This is a genomic window from Streptomyces flavalbus, from assembly GCF_042674625.1.
Classification (GTDB): domain Bacteria; phylum Actinomycetota; class Actinomycetes; order Streptomycetales; family Streptomycetaceae; genus Streptomyces; species Streptomyces flavalbus.
Genome location: NZ_JBHTEB010000001.1, coordinates 3,114,703 through 3,135,050, shown reverse-complemented (window position 1 = coordinate 3,135,050; position 20,348 = coordinate 3,114,703). Strand labels below are relative to the sequence as shown.

Below are 20,348 nucleotides of genomic sequence, written 5' to 3'. Positions count from 1 at the left end.
GTTGATTACTCCTCGTGTGTGTCTGGTGTGCGGAAAGTGGTGTTCGATCTTCCGTGGGGCAGGCTTCCGGCTTTCGCCGCTTCGGTGCGTAACAAGCCGTAACGCACCGTGACGCTCATCACATGCCTCTGGCGCCTCTGGTGTTTCTTCACAGATCGGTCACAGAATCTTCGGCATCTGGTAAGTCAACAGGCGTGGTCCTTCACCGGTCCCGCTCCGAGTGGTCCGGGGGGACCCCGCCGTGTTCGGCCGACTTTCGCACGCCCGTCGTAGCCTCACGCGTATCGCCGTGCCCACCACGGCCGCCGCGCTGCTGGTGGGACTGCTTCCCACCGCGTCACTGGCGGTGCCACCGGACCCGGCGCAGGCCGAGGTCGGCCGCGAGACGCTGACGCTTGAGGAACTGGACCAGGAAGAACCCATACCTGGCGAGGCGCTCTCGCGCGACCTGGAGACCCTCCGCGCGGACATTCCGGATGACCTGCTTCAGGCGCCGTCGGACACGGTGAGCCCGCCGTCCGGCGTGACGGGTACGGTCACCTTCGGATCGACGGTGAGCACGGCTTCCCTGAGCGCCGCGGACACCGTCGCCGACGCGACCACACCGTCCCCAGTGGGCGCCCTCCCTGTCAGCCTCGGGCAGGCCCCCGACCAACCGGTGCCGACGGGCACGTGGCAGGTCTCCATTCCGGACCGTGCCGCCGCGGTCAGCCAAGGCGTGGACGGCACCGTCATGGTGGTGCAGGGCCCGGACACCGGCTCGGTACCGGTCGCGGTCAGGCTGGACTACTCCAAGTTCAAGAGCCTCTACGGCGCCGACTGGGCCTCCCGCCTAAGGCTCGTCCAGTTCCCCGACTGCTACCTGACCACGCCGGACGACGAGGCGTGCCAGACGTACGAGGAGCTGGAGACCGTCAACGACCCGGCCTCCGCGTCCGTCACCGCGACGGTCGACCCGGCGGCTGACGGGGGCGTGACCACGGCGTCCTCGACGGCCAGCGGTGACCCGGGTGTCGTCCAGGCGTCGTACCGGACGTCGTCGTCGACGGCCACCGCGGCAGCCGCGGGCTCCACGGCCGTCCTCGGCGCCGTCGACTCCGGCGCCGGAGCGGGCGGTACCTTCAAGGCGACGCCGCTCGCCTCGGACGGCAAGTGGGAGGCGGGCGGTTCGTCCGGCGCCTTCACCTGGTCGTACCCCCTCGTCGTCCCCCCGCCGCCCGCGGGCCCCGCCCCGGCGATCACCTTCGGGTACAACTCCCAGACCGTCGACGGCCGCACCGGCGTCGCCTCCCCCCAGGGCTCCTGGATCGGCGAGGGCTGGAACTACGACCCCGGCTACATCGAGCGCCGCTACCGCCCCTGCCAGGACGACCGCAAGACGCTCGGCGCGGGCACGCCCAACAACACGGCCAAGTCCGACAAGACGTCCGACTTCTGCTGGGTCTCGTACAACGCCGTGATGTCCCTCAACGGCAAGACCACGGAACTGGTCCGTGACGCCCCCTCCGGCAGCGACCCCGAGACCCAGACGGAGGTCTACCGCCCGCAGCAGGACGACGGCACACGCGTCGAGCACCGCGTCGGCGGCACCAACGACGACAACAACGGGGAGTACTGGGTCGTCACGACCCGGGACGGCATCAAGTACTACTACGGCCTGAACAAGGTGGACGGCGGCCACGCCAACACCAACTCCGTCTCGACGGTCCCGGTCTTCGGCAACCACCCGGGCGAGCCCTGCCACGCCAGCACCTTCGCCGCCTCCCGGTGCGGCACCGGCCAGCAGCAGGCGTGGCGGTGGGGCCTGGACAAGGTCGTCGACCTCCACGGCAACACCATGGTCGTCAACTGGAAGCAGGAGACGAACTACTACGCCGTCCGGAAGAAGTTCAAGTCCCCCGAGCAGTACGACCGTTACGCGTACCCGACGTCCATCGAGTACGGGATGCGCTCCACTGACCTGACCAAGCCGTCCGCGACGGTCACCTTCGGCGTCGAGCAGCGCTGCCTCAAGTCCGGGACGGCGTGCACGGAGACCAACTTCGCCAAGACGGACGACCCGGGCGCCTACCGGCCCTGGTGGGACACCCCCGGCAACCTCAACTGCAAGTCCACGTCCAAGCTCTGCCCGGCCTTCCCGTCCTTCTGGACGCAGATGCGCCTGGACAGGGTGACGACGAAGGCCGCACGCGCGGGCCAGCCCGGCCTGGGCCTGGTCGACAAGTACACGCTGCACCAGTCCTTCCCCGCCGACTGGTACGACACCTCCCCGGGCCTGTGGCTCAACTCCATCACCCGCACCGGATACGGACCGGGTGACACCACCGGCACCCTCCAGTCCAAGGACGGCATCAGCTTCGCCCACTACACCGTGGGGTCCACCTCACCGCTGCACGACCGTCTGCGGGACCACCAGTTGCCGAACCTGGTGACCACCGGAGCCGGTGACCAGCGACCTGGCTTCACCCGACCCCGCATCGGCACCGTCTCCACGGAACTGGGCGGTGACATCGAGGTGGAGTACGAGGGCGGCTGCGCGACCGTGCCCACGACGGACAAGGGCAAGAGCAACGGCACCTGCTACCCGGTCCGCTGGTCCCCCGACGGGGACGAACGGACACCCGCGAAGGCGTGGTTCAACAAGTACGTCGTCAGCTCGGTGACGGAGATCGACGAGGTCACCTCGCAGAGCCGTCCGATCACCACCAGGTACGTGTACGGCGGAGCGGCCTGGTCCAAGAGCGACGACGAGTTCACCCGCCCCGCCCTGCGCACCTACAGCGACTGGCGCGGGTTCCGCCAGGTCAAGGCGTACAAGGGCAGCAAGACCGTATCCGCGTTGAACCTGCAGAACCCCCAGTCGTACTCCAAGACCCGGTACTTCCAGGGCATCGGCGGCGTGGTGAAGGACTCCACGGGGAAGCACACCCTGCTCTCGGACGACGCTCCGCAGTACGCGGGGATGACCGCCGAGACCATCGTCTACAAGAACTCCGACAAGGAGGACCCCGAGCAACCCGAGAAGAACGTCCAGGAGCGGACGCTCAACTTCCCCTGGTCCAAGCAGACGGCGTCCCGCCCCCGGGAGAACGAGGACGGCACCACCGCCGATCCCCTGCTCGCCCACCGCACCGGCATCTCCCGGTCGGACCAGATCAAGGCGAACGACGGTAGCTGGCGTGCGATCCGCACGCTCACGGAGTTCGACGACACCTACGGCCTGCCGACCCAGGTGGAGACGGCGGTCGTCAAGCCCGACGGCACCGGCGAGACCTTTTCCGACCGGACGTGCACGAAGACGACGTACGTGCACAACACCTCCGCCTGGCTGATCGGCCTGCTAAAGGAGCAGCGCACCACCGGCACGTCCTGCGCCAACCACGCCACCGCGGACCCGGCCACGCAACTGAAGTCGGCGGTCCGGCACTCCTACGACGACCAGGCGTACGGAGCCGCCCCGACCAGGGGCCTGCTCACCTCGCAGGCGCAGATCAACGGCGAGGGCGCGTCGTACTCCCTGGTCACCACGACGACGTACGACCCGCTCGGCCGCCCCCGCAAGGTCACGGCCCCGGGCATGGACGGCCCCACGGAGACGCAGTACACGCCAGCGGACAGCGGTGGACCTGTCACGTCGATCAAGGTGATCAACGCGCTGGGGCACACCACCACCACGACGTACGACCCGGGCCGCGTGCTGCCGCTGACCGTCACGGACCCCAACAACCGTGTCAGCCGTAACGAGTACGACGCCCTCGGCCGCCTGGTGAAGGGCTGGTCCCCGTCACGCTCCGACGGCAAGTCGCCCAACGTGAAGTTCACGTACCACCAGGCACTCGCGACGGGCAGCACCACCCGTCCCGCCGCGGTGACCACCGAGACCCTGAAGGACGACGGCGGTTACTCCCGTCAGGTCACGGTCTACGACGGTCTGGCCCGCGAGGTCCAGACCCAGAGCCAGGCGCACGGTCCGGGCCGGATCGTCGTGGACACGCGCTACGACGACCACGGCCTGGTCTACGAGAAGACCGGCGCGTACCTGGCGCAGGGCGAGCCCACGGCGGAACTCTTCACGCCGAAGTCGCAGACGCTCGTCCCCACCTGGACCAGGTACCGCTACGACGGCCTGGAGCGCGCCTACAAGGAGTCGGTCTTCCAGGCTGGCCGCTACAAGTACGCCACGGAAACCACCTACAGCGACACGAGCACGCTGGTGAACCCGCCCGGCGCCACGACCCCCACGACCCGGACGTCCTACGACGCGCTGGGCCGGGTCACGGCGCTGAAGCACTACACCACGGAGGCGTCGACCGCGACGGCCGGGCGCACCACGGCGTACGCGTACGACGCCCGCGGCAACCTCGCCAAGGTCACCGACCCGGCGGGCAACGCGTGGACGTACACCTATGACGCCCGTGGCAGGGTCACCTCCGCCGTCGACCCGGACGTGGGCGAGACGAAGACCTGGTACGACGACGCCGACCGGCCGAACCGCGTGCAGAACGCCCGCGCGCAGCAGACGTACACGGAGTACGACACGCTCGGCCGCGTCCTGAAGGTGCGGCGCGGGTCGGCGACGGCGAGCCCCGAGAAGGAGTACACCTACGACACCGTGCCTGGCGGCATCGGCAAGCCCGTCGCCTCCATCCGGCACACGGACACGGGCGACTACACCAACACCGTCACGGGCTACGACGCCGAATACCAGGTCACGAGCAGCGAGAGGGTCATCCCCGCCAACTCGATGACGGCGGGCCTGTCCGGCACGTACGCGTACGCGTACACCTACACACCCACCGGAAAGCCCCTCTCGGTCACGTTGCCCGCCAAGGGCGGCCTGGCGAAGGAGAAGGTGGTCACCCGCTACAACGGCGACGGTCTGCCGGAATCCACCTCGGGCGCGACCTGGTACACCTCCGACGTCACCTACTCCCCGTACGGCGAGGTGCTGCGCACGGTCTCCGCCGCCCAGCCGTACCGCGTCTGGATGACCAACTTCGTCGACCCTTACACCGGCCGCCTCCAGCGCACGGTGTCGGACCGCGAGACGGCGGGCCCGCACCGCATCACCGACAGCTACTACTCCTACGACGTCTCGGGCCTGATCACCTCCAACGCCCGCCAGTTCGGTGACAACAGCTGGGACAACCAGTGCTTCACCTACGACGTGATGGGCGAGCTGGTGCACGCCTGGACGTCGAACATCACCCCGACGGGTGGCGGCACGGGCTGCAAGTCCGCGAACAACACGACCTGGGGCTACCGCACCACCTACGCCCCCTCCTCCGGCCCGGTCGCGGAGGCCCCGGACGCGGAGACGGACCACACGAGCCCCGACGCCACCCTCGCCTCGACGCTCGCCGCGGCGGCCCCCGCCGCGTCGACGGTGTCCACCAGCGGCGCCGCCTACCGCCAGTCGTTCACCTTCGACTGGCTGGCGAACCGCGCCAAGATGACCGACACCGACGCGGCGGACCCGACGAAGACCACCACGTTCACCTACGGCTACGGCAAGACGGTCACCGGCAACGGCACCACCCCGTCCTACCAGACCCAGCCGCACACGAACACGTCGATCACCTCGTCCCCGTCCGGCAAGGGCAGCACGTACACGTACGACGCCACCGGCAACACCGAGGCCCGCAACCTCTCGAACACCACCCAGGGCCTCGTCTGGTCCCCCGACAACAAGCTCGACTCGATCACGGACAACGGCGTCAAGACGACCTACGTCTACGACGCCGACGGCAACCGCCTCCTGGAGCACTCGCCCTCCGGCTCGACCCTCTACCTGGGCGAGACGGAACTGACGACGAACACCACGGGCACGATCACCGAGGCAACCCGCTCCTACGCCCACGCGGGCGCCCCCACGGTCGTCCGCACCACCAAGAACGGCGCGACCACCGGCCACAAACTGAGCGTCCTGATAGCCGACCACCTGGGCACGGCCAACACCTCGGTAGACGCAGCCACCAACCAACTCATCACCCGCCGAGCCTTCAAGCCGTACGGCGAGCTACGCGGCACAAAGCCCACCGTCTGGCCCAACAGACACAGCTACCTGGGCGTCGGCATCGACGACACGGCGACCGGCCTGACGCACATCGGGGCACGGGAGTACGACCAGAACACAGGTCGCTTCATCTCAGCCGACCCGATCTTCAATATCTCGGACCCGCTTCAGATGAACGGGTACGCCTACTCCAACAACAGCCCCATCAGCCGCTCCGATCCGATGGGCCTCGAATCCTGCTACCCGAACTACTGCTCTGGCAGTAATGGGACATACGAACCGTATGAGCCCAAGAAGGATCCTGTGGCTAAATGCCACAACACAACGACCGGATGTGGGTCGGCTCAGGGGAGTAAGAACTCCGCTAATACCCCCACGGTAAGCAAAGACCCTAACGCCTTGCGTCTGGGTGTCACTTTCTGTGAACGTGACGGTAAGTGCATCAACAGGCCACCGGAGCACGGTGTCTGGTCGGTTGTCAAGCAATTCGTGATGCCTGACGTTTCCGAGTGGGCGGCGTGTGCGGATGACGTGGGCTTCAACTCGCACTGCGGTTGGGCTGCAACTGATCTCTTGGCGATTGGTAAGCTGAAAAAGTTCAAAAAAATAGAAGAACTGCTGTCGAATTGTAAGTGCTTCCTTGCCGGCACCGCTGTCCTGATGGCGGATGGGACTTCAAAAGCCATTGAAGACGTCAAAGCCGGGGACAAGGTCTTGGCAACCGACCCGGAATCTGGCGAATCCGGACCCAGAGCTGTCACTCAATTGATTGTCACAAAGAGTGACAAGCACTTCAATGAGCTGTCCATCGTGACAAGCGACGGCCTCCAAAAACTGACAGCGACTTTCGAGCACCCCTTCTGGTCCCCATCGGAGGGTGACTGGGTCAAGGCGGCAGATCTTGTCCCGGGTATGACCCTGCTCACCGATCAGGGTGACACTGTCCTAGTTGCAGGCAACCGTCCGTTTAGCAAGCGCGCGCGAACGTACAACCTTACGGTTGAGGATCTACACACCTATTATGTGCTGGCGGGGGCCACGCCGGTACTCGTTCACAACAGCAGCTGTGACCTTCCGGAGGGGTATACCTCTTCCCCTGCGCTCAACGGTGACCCCTACCATCCGGACTCGGTGGCTGAGCGTAGTCGGCGGAACCGAGAGCTGTACGCCGGGACCGTGGCCGATCGGGCAGGTGCACTTGGGTACAGGACAAGAATTCCCGCGCAGAAGGCACCGTTCAATTCGCATGGTCAGGTCGTATTTTTCAACGGAAAGAACTACATTACACCTGATGTCGATGGTCATAACGTGACGGACGGCTGGAAGATGTTCAACCGCAGAGGGCAACGGATCGGAACCTATGACCCAGATCTCAACTACCTCAAGGAATGATGGATTCTCAATCGAGGTGATCAGCGATCCGGTTTCGGAGGGTGCGACCCCGTCATCCTCCGCTGCTGTCGCCAGGATCAGAGTCGGCAGCTTCGCGGAGACGTTCCAGATGGATCTGAGCTTCTGGTCGGTGGATGAATACCGCCGAAGCTGGGAGAGTGCCCTGAGGGAAATTGAGTGCTCCGAGAAGGTGACCTCTTGTCTCATTGCTTCGATCACTGATCCGGAAGCAAGTAACTTCGTCTCATGCTGGCCTATGTATCGAGAGGGGGATGTGGTCTACGTCCAGAATTCGATTATCTTCCTGGATGAGCTCGACGAACCGTTCGACCCGCAAGAGCCGTGGCGGTACGTAGAGCCTCACCGTGAAGTCGACGAGGATGGGATTCGCATCTCCGAGTGGGTGACGAGCGCGTCCGAAGTGCGGCAGTTCCGCGAGTCTGCCTGGGGCTTGTGAGAGCACGTAACCGCAAATCTGACGCCCCGCCAGATCATTTCTAGCGGGGCTTCTGCACGTCGTGACGGCAGTAGTTGACGGCAACGTCAGTGGACGGTGGCTCTGCACGGCGGCGGGTTTTCGCCGTCGTCGCGGGTCGACTCGTCGTTGGCGGGGTCGTCAAGGGCGGTGCTGAGGGTGTTGATGGCGTCTCGCTGGAGGCGGAGTCGGACAGGGGCGTAGATGGTGGAGGTGACGCCGATGTGGGCGTGGCTGAGGAGCGACTTCGACCTGCTGGGCGAGTGCGGCGTACGTCCAGCCTCCCGCCTCCATGACGGGCGCTGGGTGAACCTCGGGCGCCCACGTCGTACCACCGCCCTCCAGGCGGCCAAGGCCCTGGGAGAAGATGTGTACGCACTCTGGCCGGCGCTCCGCCAGGCCCGCCCCGCCCGCGCCATCAGCTCTGAGTTGGTGGCGCTCTAGAGCAGTGGGCCGACCTCCCCGTCTCGGCGTTCACCGACCTGGTGGTTCAGGCCCAGGAACGGATCGACATCCTCGTCTACGCGGCCGTCTTCCTCCACGAGGCGTACCGGAGAGGCATGGCGAGTGGTGCCTTTGGCTCAGCCCAGATCCTTCCAGCGTCGGGAAGTCGGGGCTTTGCCTCTCCCTGCCCGGCAGAGGTGGGTCAAAAGGGCCAATAACCAGCGGGGTGGGGCTGGTGCGGAACCCTGTGAGGGTGGGACACCTGGCCGCCCTCACCCCGGCTCACTGCTCGGCGGCCCCACGGTCACGTCATCAGTGGGCGGTCGGGTTGCCTACCTCGGGGAGGGCCTGGATGAACGGGGCCCAGGAACACAGGGCCACGGTGAGGTGAGGGCCCTTGGTGTGTTTTGAGTCGCGGATGTGGATGGAAGTGGTGGTGGTCGCCATCTCGACGCAGTTTGAGGCGTCGCCGCTGTAGGTGGACTTCTTCCAGGTGAGGGAGGACATTCGGGTGCCTTTCACAGTTCGTGTGCGATGCGGTGGATCAGGTCGCGTGAAGCTCGGGCGTCGAGGGCGTTGGCCTCCATGTGGTTGATCACGGCTCGGTACTTGGCCAACTGGGCATCGGCGTCGAGGAACTCGCACCCGTGGTGCGTGTCCAACTGGATCGTGTCCAGTTGGGGGACCGCTCCGGCGACGTAGTCGATGCCCTGGCCGGTGCCGTGGAAGCTCTGTCTCCCGAACGGGACGATCCGGACGGTGACGTGGGGGTGTTCGCTCATGTCGAGGATGTGGCGGAGTTGCTCAGCGGCCACCTCGCGCCCACCGAAGCCCATTCTCAGGGCGGCCTCGTGGATGGTGGCCGTGTAGGGAGTGGGGACGTCCCTGTGCAGGATGCTCTGCCGCTTGATGCGGTGGCTGAGCCGGTGCTCGATCTCGTACTGCTGAAGGGGTGGGAAGACCCCCCGGAAGAGGGCGCGGGCGTGCTCGGTCGTCTGGAGCAGGGCGGGGATGTGGATGACGAGAGCAACGCGCAACTCCGTCGCGTAGTGCTCCAGTTCGGCGAGGTCGATCAGGCTGACCGGCAGGTGTTCGCGGTACCCGTCCCACCAGCCGCGGGTGCGTCCGCCGGTCATCGCGGCGAGGGCGTCGATCAGGGCCTGGTCCGCACAACTGTAGATGCGGGCGAAGGTGCGGACGCGGTCGGCGCTGACGGCGTAGCGGCCCGCCTCGATGCTGCTGATCTGTGCTTGCTTGACGCCGAGCACCGCTGCGGCGGCGCTGGAGGTCAGCCCCGCGTGCTCCCGTAGTTTGCGCAGCTCAGCGCCCAGGCGTCGCTGGCGCAGGGTGGGGGTGTTGCTGGGCGGCACTCGGGTCTCTCTCGTCGTGAAGTGGTCTCCTGGGTCACCCACAGGAGCGAATTGTGAACTCTAGCCTTCGTTTGATGTTAATTCTTACATCCTTCGCCTCTATGGTGGTTCCACGTTGCCCAACTCCCCACCCCCACAACCCGGAACCGCCCCACCGGAGGCACCCCATGACCACCGTAGCCCCGCCCCACCCCTGGACCTACGCCCTCCGACTCCCGCATGACCCTCGCGCTGCACGTGTCGCACGTATGACCGTGCGCGCCGTGCTCACGGGGTATGAGCGGCGGGAGGCCCTCGACGTCGTCGAGTTGTTGACGTCCGAGCTCGTCGCCAACGCCTACCGGCACACCAAGGGCCCCGCCTCCCTGCGGCTGACCGGGCTCGGGGACGGGCGGCTGAGGGTCGGGGTCTGGGACACCAGCCCGCACATCCCCGCCCCCTTCGACCGGCCGCCCGGCGAGTGGCCCCCGGTCGCCCCGCTGGACGCCGTCGGTGGGCGGGGGCTGCTGCTCGTGCGGGCGTACGCGGACTCGTGGGGTGGGTGGTCGCTCGGGGCGGGGACGCTGGGGCGGAGAGGGGCGGGGAAGGTCCTGTGGTTCGAGGTGGGGAGCGGGTGACGGAAGCAGAGGTGGCGGCGCCGCTGCGGGGGTGGGTCGTCACCTCGGTCCGGCTAGCCCAAACGCAGTTAGGCTGATCGCGTTTTGGTTAGCCGTCGCCCTGCCTGCCCGCGCGACCTCTCACCCACCCCCCACCCAGCGTGAGAGCAACGTTCCCTTCCGGTCACCCACAGCCACAGGCAGGAAACGCGTCCTCCCTACCTTCGGGACTCAGCCACTCAGCGAGGCAGGACCACCCGAGCCCGGAGCACGAAACCGTGGAGGCGTCATGACAGCCCCGAGCAGTACGCCCGCACCCCCGAGCAGGGGCGGCCGTTGGATCGCCCACTGGGACCCCGAGGACGAGACCTTCTGGCGGGAGACCGGTGAGAAGGTCGCCAAGCGGAACCTCTACTTCTCCGTGCTCTCGGAGCACATCGGGTTCTCGATCTGGACCCTGTGGTCCGTGCTGGTCCTCTTCATGGGGCCGGAGTACGGCCTCACCCCGGCCGACAAGTTCATGCTGACGTCGATGGTGACGCTGGTCGGCGCCGTCGTGCGGGTGCCGTACACCTTCGCGGTCGCGATCTTCGGTGGGCGGAACTGGACGATCGTGTCCGCCTCGCTCCTGCTCATCCCGTCCATCGCCGCGTTCGTGGTGATGGAGCCGGGGACCTCCTTCTCGACCTTCCTCCTCGTCGGGCTGCTCGCCGGGGTCGGCGGCGGGAACTTCGCCTCCTCCATGACCAACATCAACGCCTTCTTCCCGTTGAAGAAGAAGGGGTGGGCGCTGGGGCTGAACGCGGGTGGGGGCAACATCGGGGTGCCTGTTATTCAGCTCGTCGCCCTCGCCATCATCGGGGCCAGTGGGGGGCCGCGCGTCCTGCTCGGGATCTACATTCCGCTCATCGTCGTCGCCGCCGTGCTCGCCGCGTTGTTCATGGACAACATCGAGAACGTCCGGAACGACACCGGGGCCGCCAAGGACGCCGCACGTGACGCGCACACCTGGATCATGGCCTTCCTCTACATCGGCACGTTCGGGTCGTTCATCGGGTACAGCTTCGCCTTCGGGCAGGTGCTGACCAACCAGTTCGGCCGTACGCCGCTCCAGGCCGCGTACGTCACCTTCCTCGGTCCGCTGCTCGGCTCGCTGATCCGGCCCGTCGGCGGCAGGCTCGCCGACCGGTACGGCGGCGCGAAGATCACGCTCTACAACTTCGTCGGGATGGGGGTCGCCACGGCCGTGCTCATCGTGGCCGCCATGCAGGAGTCCCTCGCCCTGTTCACCGTCGCCTTCGTGGTGCTGTTCGTACTCACCGGGCTCGGCAACGGGTCCACCTTCAAGATGATTCCGGGGATCTTCCAGAACAAGGCCCTCGCCCGAGGGCTGGAGGGCGAGGCCGCAGCCGCCTACGGGCGTCGGCTCTCCGGGGCCTCCATGGGGCTCATCGGGGCCGTCGGGGCGCTCGGTGGCGTGGGTATCAACCTGGCCTTCCGGCAGTCCTTCATCTCCTACGGCTCCGGCACCGGCGCCTTCGTCGCCTTCCTCGCCTTCTACGTCGTCTGCTTCGTGGTGACCTGGGCCGTATACCTTCGTCGCACCACCCAGCCGACCCAGGCCGCCACCGCCGCGTCGGAGGCGAAGCCGCAGCTCAGCTACGCCGAGGTGTGATCGGGTACCTGCCGTAACACCAGCGACATGAAGCGGAACCGAGCCTGTCACGCGCCGTTGACAGGCTCGGCCGCATGTAGGTGGCAGACGAAACGAAGAGTGTCAGACGACCAGGGTCAGACAACTGGAGTGCGGGACGAGAGTTATGTACGACGAACAGCAGCGACCGGACCGACGCTCACCCAACGCCGCCGAGCCGCGGCCCCAGGACGCACCGGCCGACGCCGTGCCGCGGCTCCAGGACGCACCGGCCGACGCCGAGCCGCGGCCCCAGGACGCACCGGCCGACGCCGTGCCGCGGCTCCAGGACGCACCGGCCGACGCCGAGCCGCGGTCCCGGGAAGCACCGGCGCGGACCGACCACGGACCCCTCGCCGGGTTCACCGTCGGCGTCACCGCCGCGCGCCGGGCCGAGGAACTCGGCGCCCTGCTCCAGCGGCGCGGCGCCACCGTGCTGCACGCCCCCGCCCTGCGGATCGTGCCGCTCTCCGACGACGGTGAGCTGCTCGCCGCCACCAAGGAACTGCTCGACCAGGTGCCGGACGTCGTGGTCGCCACGACCGCCATCGGGTTCCGTGGATGGGTCGAGGCCGCCGACGGGTGGGGGCTCGGCGAGGCCCTGCTCGACCGGCTCCGCCATGTCGAGCTGCTCGCCCGCGGGCCCAAGGTGAAGGGCGCCATCCGGGCCGCCGGGCTGACCGAGCACTGGTCGCCGTCGTCGGAGTCCATGGCGGAGGTGCTCGACCGGCTGCTGGAGGAGGGGATCGACGGGCGGCGGATCGCCGTACAACTGCACGGCGAGCCCCTGCCCGGGTTCGTGGAGTCGCTGCGGGCGGGTGGGGCCGAGGTCGTGGGCGTGCCCGTGTACCGGTGGATGCCGCCCGAGGACCTCTCCCCGCTCGACCGGCTGCTGGACGCCGCCGTCTCGCGCGGGCTGGACGCGCTCACCTTCACCAGCGCCCCCGCCGCCGCGTCCCTGCTGAACCGGGCCGAGGAGCGCGGGCTGCTGCCCGAACTGCTCGCCGCCCTCAGCCACGACGTGCTGCCCGCCTGCGTCGGCCCGGTCACCGCGCTGCCGCTCCAGGCGCGCGGCGTGGACACCGTCCAGCCGGAGCGGTACCGGCTGGGACCGCTGGTGCAGTTGCTGTGCCAGGAACTGCCGTTGCGGGCCCGCGCGTTGCCGATCGCCGGGCACAAGGTCGAGATCCGCGGGCACGCGGTGCTGGTGGACGGCGCCCTGAAGCCCGTACCGCCCGCCGGGATGGCCCTGCTGCGGGCGCTGTCGCGGCGGCCCGGCTGGGTGGTCGCCCGCGCCGAGCTGCTGCGGGCGCTGCCCGGCGCCGGGCGGGACGAGCACGCCGTGGAGACCGCGATGGCCCGGCTGCGCACCGCGCTCGGCGCGCCCAAGCTGATCCAGACCGTCGTCAAGCGCGGCTACCGGCTCGCCCTCGACCCGGCCGCCGACGCCAAGTACGCCGACGTGTGAACGGCCGCGCGCAACCAGCGCGCGGTACGGGGGGTTCCGGTCCGGAAAGCGGGCAGGCACTGTGAGAGGAGCGCCTCGCGGCGCGCCTTGCCTGCTTTCCTGCGACCGACCCCTGGGCGGTGACGCACGTGGCCTCCATGCCCTCGTCCTCGTACGAGTTGCGGTTCGACGCCGGGCGCGTCTGCCTGGACCTGCTCGCCACCACCCACCCCGTCGAACGGCTCGACTCGGTCGAGGTGCTGTGCGCCTGGATCACCGGCGCCGGACTCGTCCCGCCCGGCACCCCGCTGACCCACGCCAACGCCTCCTGGCTGGTCGCCTTCCGTGAACTGCGCGGCCGGGTCGCCCCGTTGGTGTACGGCCGTCACACCCCGACCGGACCGGCGTACGACCTCGCCCTCGCCCGCGTGAACGACCTCGCCCGCGCCGCCCCGCCCGCCCCGCGCGCCCTGCGCGGCCCCGACGGGGCGCTGGTGCGGGAGCTGGCCGGGCCACCGGAGTGCGCGGCGCTGCTCGGCGCCGTCGCGCGGGACGCCGTAGATCTGCTCACCGATCCCGCCGCCCGCGCGAGCCTGCGGCAGTGCGCGGGGGACAACTGCCCCATCGTGTACGTCGACACCTCGCGCGGGCACCGCAGACGCTGGTGCTCCAGCGAGGTGTGCGGGAACCGGGAGCGGGTGGCCCGGCACCGGCGGCGCGCCCAGCCCGCCAGCGCCTGACCCACCGACTGACACGCCGTCAATAGTCGTCGCCGTGATGGAATCGTGAAGAGTTTGCGGCGGGAATGTGCCCCGATGTCCCTCCGGTCACGCCAATCTCTCAGAAAACTGTCCCGCCCCTTTGAACACGCCACGCCCCGCCTCCGTACCCGTCGTTGAGCGACCGGCTGGGGGAACCCCCGGACATCGGAGGTGGGCGTGCGCAAGGATTCCGTCGTGGCCAATGAACGTGGTGCGAGGGCCCGACATCGCATGTCGTCCGCGTCCTCGGAACCCGACGAGGAGCTGATGCGCGCCCTCTACCGGGAGCACGCCGGGCCCCTGCTCGCCTATGTGCTGCGCCTGGTCGCCGGAGACCGGCAGCGCGCCGAGGACGTGGTGCAGGAGACGCTCATCCGTGCCTGGAAGAACGCCGGTCAGCTCAACCGAGCGACCGGATCGGTACGCCCCTGGCTGGTGACGGTCGCCCGGCGCATCGTCATCGACGGCCACCGCAGCCGGCAGGCCCGGCCGCAGGAGGTCGACCCGTCGCCGCTGGAGGTCATCCCCGCGGAGGACGAGATCGACAAGGCGCTGTGGCTGATGACACTGTCCGACGCGCTCGACGACCTGACCCCGGCCCACCGGGAGGTGCTCGTCGAGACGTACTTCAAGGGGCGTACCGTCAATGAGGCGGCCGAGACGCTCGGCATACCGAGTGGCACCGTGCGCTCGCGGGTGTTCTACGCCCTGCGTTCGATGAAGCTGGCACTGGAGGAGCGGGGGGTGACGGCGTGACGAGCGGGTACGGGGGGTTTCCGGGATTCGGAGCGGGTGGTCCGGGTATGGCTGGTCCCATGCAGGGGACACCGGGCGGCGGTTCGCTGGGCCCGAACGAGCACGAGGCCGTCGGCGCCTACGCCCTCGGCATCCTCGACGACGCCGAGGCAACCGCTTTCGAGGCGCACCTCGCGGGCTGCGACTGGTGCGCGCAGCAACTGGACGAACTGGCCGGGATGGAGCCGATGCTGGCCGCCCTCGCCGACCTGCCCGGCACCGGCGGCACGCCCGCGCTCGGCGAGTCGCTGTCCGCGCGGCCCAGCCCACGGCTCGCGGAGAAGCTGGTCGACGAGGTCGCCGAGCGCCGCGCCGCCAAGCGCCGCAAGGGCTTCTACCTGGTGGCCGCGGCCGCCGCGCTGATCGTCGCCGGGCCGATCGCCGCCGTGGCGACCACCGACGACGGTGGCGGGGGCGGCGGCACCAAGAACCCCGGCGTCGAGGCCGGACCCACCGCCGGGCCCGCCGAGGAAGCCTTCGAGACCATGTCCGACAAGCTCACCGCGACCGACCCGGAGACCCAGGTCAGCGCCACCGTCGGAATGGAGGAGAAGGGCTGGGGCACCCACACCGTCCTGGAGCTGAAGAACGTCAAGGGACCGCAGAAGTGCGCCCTGATCGCCGTGGGCAAGAACGGCGAGCGCGAGACGGTCGCCTCCTGGTCCGTCCCCGACTGGGGCTACGGCCTGCCCGACGCCACCACCGACAAGGCGAAGAAACCGCTCTACGTCCACGGCGGCGCCGCCTTCACCCCGAACGAGATCGACCACTTCGAGGTCGTGACCTTCGACGGGAAGCGGTTGGTGGAGGTCGACGCCTGAGCCCGAGACCGTAGCCTTACGGGTCCCCCTTCGCGTACGGTGGACGGCTGCCCAGCACGTCAGAAGGGGGCTCGGTGGCCGCTCAGGCTCATCAGGAGACCGCGCTCGACCCGAACCGGGGCCCGGATCGGGACCGGGACCGCGGCTCCAGCCAACACCGCCCGGACCAGGACTCCGTACGCGACCGTGAGATCGCCGGAGAGCAGCACCACCTGGACCGGGTGTACCGCCGCCTTGAGGAGAAGATCCACGAGGCGGAGTTCCTCATGCACGACGCCGTCCAGCGCGGTCAGGTCGGCACGCCCGGCGCGCTGGCCGAGCGGGACGCGCAGGTGTTCCGCGCGGGCGTGCACCTGAACCGGCTGAACAACGAGTTCGAGGACTTCCTCTTCGGCCGCATCGACCTGCTGCGCGGCAAGGACGGCAAGAAGGGCCCGGACGGCGCCTACACCGCCGTGGAACCGGCCGAGGGCGCGGTACGGCCCGACAACACCGCCGACATCGCCGAGACCCTGCACATCGGGCGCCTCGGCGTCCTCGACGAGGACTACGCGCCGCTCGTCATCGACTGGCGGGCGCCCGCCGCCGCGCCCTTCTACCGGGCCACCCCCGTCGACCCGGGCCGGGTCGTGCGCCGCCGCGTCATCCGCTCCAAGGGGCGGCGCGTCCTCGGCGTCGAGGACGACCTGATGCGGCCCGAGCTGACGGCGTACCTGGACGGCCGTGAACTGCCCGCCATCGGGGACGGCGCCCTGATGGCCGCCCTCGGGCGGGCCCGCAGCCACACCATGCGGGACATCGTCTCCTCCATCCAGGCCGAGCAGGACAAGGTCATCCGCGCCCCCGCCGCCTCCGTGACGTACGTCGAGGGCGGCCCCGGCACCGGCAAGACCGCCGTCGCCCTGCACCGCGCCGCCTACCTGCTCTACCAGGACCGCCGCCGGTACGCGGGCGGCATCCTCATCGTCTCCCCTACGCCGCTCCTTGTGGCGTACACCGAGGGCGTGCTGCCGTCCCTTGGTGAGGAGGGCCAGGTCGCCATCCGGGCCATCGGCTCGCTCGTCGACGGCGTGGAGGCGACGCTGTACGACTCCCCGGCCACCGCCCGCGCCAAGGGCTCGTACCGGATGCTGAAGGTGCTGCGGAAGGCCGCCCGGGGCGCCCTGGAGCTGAACGGTTCCCCCGAGGTCCTCAGGGTCGTCGCCTTCGGACGGCGCCTGGAGCTGACCGCCGCCGAACTGGCCGACATCCGCCACACCGCCCTCGGCGGCACCGCCCCCGTCAACCTGCTGCGCCCCCGCGCCCGCCGCCTCCTCCTGGACGCCCTGTGGGAGCGCTCGGGCGCCGCCACCCGGCACACCGACCCGGAGCTCGCCGCCGAGCTGCGCTCCTCCTTCGACGAGGACGTCACCGCCGAGGACCCCTTCGTGGAGTTCCTGGACGCCTGGTGGCCGGAGCTGACCCCGGACGCCGTGCTGCGCGCCATGGCCGACGAACGGCGCCTCGGCCGCTGGGCCCGCCGGATCCTCAACCCCGGCGAGGTCCGCAAGGTCGCCCGCTCGCTGCGCCGGGAGGGCCGCACCGTCCACGACATCGCCCTGCTCGACGAGCTCCACGCCGTCCTCGGCGCCCCCGCCCGCCCGCGCAGGCGCCGCGAACTCGACCCGCTCGACCAGCTCACCGGCCTGGAGGAGCTGATGCCGGTGCGCGAGGAGTCCCGGCGCGAGCGCGCCGAGCGGCTGGCGCAGGAGCGCACCGAGTACGCGCACGTCATCGTCGACGAGGCGCAGGACCTCACGCCGATGCAGTGGCGCATGGTCGGCCGCCGCGGACGGCACGCCACCTGGACGGTCGTCGGTGACCCGGCCCAGTCGTCGTGGTCCGAGCCGGACGAGGCCGCCCAGGCCCGCGACGAGGCCCTCGGCACCCGGCCCCGCCGCCGCTTCACCCTCACCGTGAACTACCGCAACCCCGCGGAGATCGCCGAGCTGGCCGCGAGGGTGCTGGCGCTGGCGATGCCGGGCGCCGACTCCCCGTCGGCCGTGCGGTCCACAGGCGTACGGCCGCGCTTCGCCGTCGCCGGGGAGTCCCTCGGCCGTACCGTCCGCGAGGAGGCCGCCCGGCTGCTCGGCCAGGTCGACGGCACCGTGGGCGTCGTCGTCGCCATGAACCGGCGCGAGGAGGCGGCGCGCTGGCTCGCCGGGCTCGGTGACCGGGTGGTGGCGCTCGGCAGCCTGGAGGCCAAGGGCCTGGAGTACGACGCCACCGTGGTCGTCTCCCCGGCGGAGATCGCGGACGAGTCGCCCGCGGGCCTGCGGGTGCTGTACGTGGCGCTGACCCGGGCCACCCAGCAGCTCACCATCGTCTCGGGCGAGCGGGACGAGCCGGACACGGCCGGGGTGCCGGATCTGCTGCGGGACTGAGCGGCGGGCCGGGGTGCCCGATCCGCCGCGGGGTCGATCGGGAGATCCCGGGGTATGCCTCCGGTACGGGAATGGCCTTCTGGGATCCGTTTGTTAGCCTGGGTGATGGCACCGGCTCGATCCAAGCCCCCGGGCCCAACCTTCGTCGCCACGAGCGACCACTTGCCGCGAGGCGAGCATGGCGGGTCGGTGCCACTCAGCAGAGGCGACAGCCCCACGTCACCGCGTGACGTGGGGCTGTCGCGTGTGGTGAACAAAACGTTCGCAATCCCACCCGGCTCCCTCCTACCCGGCGGTAGGTGCGACGATCGGACGGCATACCAGCGTCACACGGTGAAAGAGGAAGTCGGCCATGGCAACGGCGCCCAGCGTCTCCTACTCGATGACGGTCCGGCTGGAGGTGCCCGCGAGCGGAACCGCGGTCTCCCAGCTCACCACGGCCGTGGAGTCCTCCGGAGGCTCGGTGACCGGCCTCGACGTCACCGCGTCCGGCCACGAGAAGCTCCGCATCGACGTCACCATCGCGGCCAGCTCCACCGCGCACGCCGACGAGATCGTCGAGAAGCTCCGCGGCATCGAGGGCGTCACCCTCGGCAAGGTCTCCGACCGTACGTTCCTGATGCACCTCGGCGGCAAGATCGAGATGGCGTCGAAGCACCCCATCCGCAACCGTGACGACCTGTCCATGGTCTACACGCCGGGCGTCGCCCGGGTCTGCATGGCGATCGCGGAGAACCCCGAGGACGCCCGCCGCCTCACCATCAAGCGCAACTCCGTCGCGGTCGTCACGGACGGCTCCGCGGTGCTCGGCCTCGGCAACATCGGGCCGAAGGCCGCGCTGCCGGTGATGGAGGGCAAGGCGGCCCTGTTCAAGCGGTTCGCGGGCATCGACGCCTGGCCGATCTGCCTGGACACCCAGGACACCGACGCGATCGTGGAGATCGTCAAGGCGATCGCGCCGGGCTTCGCCGGGATCAACCTGGAGGACATCTCCGCGCCGCGCTGCTTCGAGATCGAGGCGCGGCTGCGCGAGGCCCTCGACATCCCCGTCTTCCACGACGACCAGCACGGCACCGCCATCGTCGTCCTCGCCGCGCTGACCAACGCGCTGCGCGTGGTCGGCAAGTCCACCGGTGACGTGCGGGTGGTGATGTCCGGCGCGGGCGCCGCCGGTACGGCCATCCTGAAGCTGCTGCTCGCCGCGGGCGTCAAGCACGCCGTCGTCGCGGACATCCACGGCGTGGTGCACGCCGACCGGGACGACCTGGTCGACGCCGCGCCCGGCTCGGCGCTGCGCTGGATCGCCGACAACACCAACCCGGAGGGCGTCACCGGCACCCTGAAGGAGGCGGTGCGCGGCGCGGACGTCTTCATCGGCGTCTCCGCCCCGAACGTCCTCGACGGGGACGACGTGGCCGCGATGGCGGACGGCGCGATCGTGTTTGCGCTCGCGAACCCGGATCCCGAGGTGGACCCGGCGATCGCCCGGCAGACCGCGGCGGTGGTGGCCACCGGGCGCTCCGACTTCCCCAACCAGATCAACAACGTGCTGGTCTTCCCGGGTGTCTTCCGCGGTCTGCTGGACGCGCAGTCCCGCACCGTCAACACGGAGATGATGCTCGCCGCCGCGAAGGCGCTGGCCGACGTGGTCACCGAGGACGAGCTGAACCCGAACTACATCGTCCCCAGCGTCTTCAACGACAAGGTCGCGGGCGCGGTCGCCGGGGCGGTCCGGGACGCGGCGAAGGCGGCGGGGGCGTCGGCGACGGGCGCCTGAGGGCTGCCGGGGCGGGGCGGTCGTAGGCTGGCGGGGCGGTCGTGGGAACGGCTGTGACGATGGCCACGGTCGCCCCGTACACCGGCGCGTCGTGGAACCGGGGGCGGTGCACCGGCATCTATGGTGGGCGGCCAGTCAGTGGCGCTTTCCGTGTGACTCCCTAGGGTGTTCTCACGACTCCTACGGGTGCCGGATTGGCTTTCCCGCCGCAGGTAGGGGCAGGATGCCTCCCTGGGCGCGAGCGTCTGACGACCGACCCGGGTCCGGGGACCGTCCGAGGACCCTGGCAGCATCGGCTTCGCTGTGCCCGACATGCGGCTCCGCCGCGGGGCACGCCT

Annotated in this window: 12 protein-coding genes and 1 pseudogene; 11 read left to right on the top strand and 2 right to left on the bottom strand. The window is 69.4% G+C overall.

Going from position 1 to position 20,348, the window contains the following annotated elements:
- The first annotated feature begins 289 nt into the window (after positions 1 to 289).
- The 3 genes and pseudogenes from ACFQZ6_RS13975 to ACFQZ6_RS13965 form a co-directional block, all read left to right on the top strand.
- Positions 290 to 7,408 carry a polymorphic toxin-type HINT domain-containing protein gene (locus ACFQZ6_RS13975; RefSeq protein ID WP_381608191.1) on the top strand — a complete coding sequence of 2,373 codons (7,119 nt, stop codon included), beginning with the start codon at positions 290 to 292 and terminating at the stop codon, positions 7,406 to 7,408.
- Positions 7,377 to 7,865, top strand: a complete 489-nt coding sequence (locus tag ACFQZ6_RS13970; RefSeq protein WP_381608189.1) for a hypothetical protein — start codon at positions 7,377 to 7,379, stop codon at positions 7,863 to 7,865. Before ACFQZ6_RS13975 ends, ACFQZ6_RS13970 begins: the two co-directional genes overlap by 32 nt.
- Positions 7,866 to 8,183: 318 nt before the next feature.
- Positions 8,184 to 8,440: pseudogene (locus tag ACFQZ6_RS13965) on the top strand (XRE family transcriptional regulator); the annotation flags it as partial.
- Between the two features lie 199 nt (positions 8,441 to 8,639).
- Here ACFQZ6_RS13965 and ACFQZ6_RS13960 read toward each other — a convergent pair.
- Positions 8,640 to 8,834 (bottom strand): DUF397 domain-containing protein, encoded by a 195-nt coding sequence (locus ACFQZ6_RS13960; protein WP_381608187.1) that lies wholly within the window; start codon positions 8,832 to 8,834, stop codon positions 8,640 to 8,642.
- Between the two features lie 11 nt (positions 8,835 to 8,845).
- On the bottom strand, positions 8,846 to 9,697 hold the full coding sequence (locus ACFQZ6_RS13955) for a helix-turn-helix domain-containing protein (RefSeq protein WP_381608185.1): 852 nt from the start codon (positions 9,695 to 9,697) through the stop codon (positions 8,846 to 8,848).
- A gap of 74 nt (positions 9,698 to 9,771) precedes the next feature.
- Here ACFQZ6_RS13955 and ACFQZ6_RS13950 point away from each other — a divergent pair, with 74 nt between their 5' ends.
- From ACFQZ6_RS13950 to ACFQZ6_RS13915, 8 genes are all read left to right on the top strand, one after another.
- Complete coding sequence (locus ACFQZ6_RS13950) at positions 9,772 to 10,314, top strand: ATP-binding protein (RefSeq protein ID WP_381608183.1); 543 nt, start codon at positions 9,772 to 9,774, stop codon at positions 10,312 to 10,314.
- A gap of 268 nt (positions 10,315 to 10,582) precedes the next feature.
- Complete coding sequence (locus ACFQZ6_RS13945) at positions 10,583 to 11,968, top strand: nitrate/nitrite transporter (protein ID WP_381608181.1); 1,386 nt, start codon at positions 10,583 to 10,585, stop codon at positions 11,966 to 11,968.
- Positions 11,969 to 12,113: 145 nt separating this feature from the next.
- Positions 12,114 to 13,454 carry a uroporphyrinogen-III synthase gene (locus ACFQZ6_RS13940; protein ID WP_381608179.1) on the top strand — a complete coding sequence of 447 codons (1,341 nt, stop codon included), beginning with the start codon at positions 12,114 to 12,116 and terminating at the stop codon, positions 13,452 to 13,454.
- A gap of 137 nt (positions 13,455 to 13,591) precedes the next feature.
- Entirely contained in the window at positions 13,592 to 14,173 is a 582-nt protein-coding gene (locus tag ACFQZ6_RS13935) for a CGNR zinc finger domain-containing protein (protein ID WP_381618306.1), read from the top strand.
- A gap of 252 nt (positions 14,174 to 14,425) precedes the next feature.
- Positions 14,426 to 14,950 carry a sigma-70 family RNA polymerase sigma factor gene (locus ACFQZ6_RS13930; RefSeq protein WP_360212849.1) on the top strand — a complete coding sequence of 175 codons (525 nt, stop codon included), beginning with the start codon at positions 14,426 to 14,428 and terminating at the stop codon, positions 14,948 to 14,950.
- Between the two features lie 59 nt (positions 14,951 to 15,009).
- Positions 15,010 to 15,810 (top strand): anti-sigma factor family protein, encoded by an 801-nt coding sequence (locus tag ACFQZ6_RS13925; protein ID WP_381608176.1) that lies wholly within the window; start codon positions 15,010 to 15,012, stop codon positions 15,808 to 15,810.
- Positions 15,811 to 15,884: 74 nt separating this feature from the next.
- Positions 15,885 to 18,233, top strand: coding sequence for a HelD family protein (locus tag ACFQZ6_RS13920; protein WP_381608174.1), 2,349 nt, complete (start codon positions 15,885 to 15,887; stop codon positions 18,231 to 18,233).
- Positions 18,234 to 18,585: 352 nt separating this feature from the next.
- On the top strand, positions 18,586 to 20,010 hold the full coding sequence (locus tag ACFQZ6_RS13915; RefSeq protein WP_381608172.1) for an NAD-dependent malic enzyme: 1,425 nt from the start codon (positions 18,586 to 18,588) through the stop codon (positions 20,008 to 20,010).
- Positions 20,011 to 20,348 lie beyond the last annotated feature (338 nt).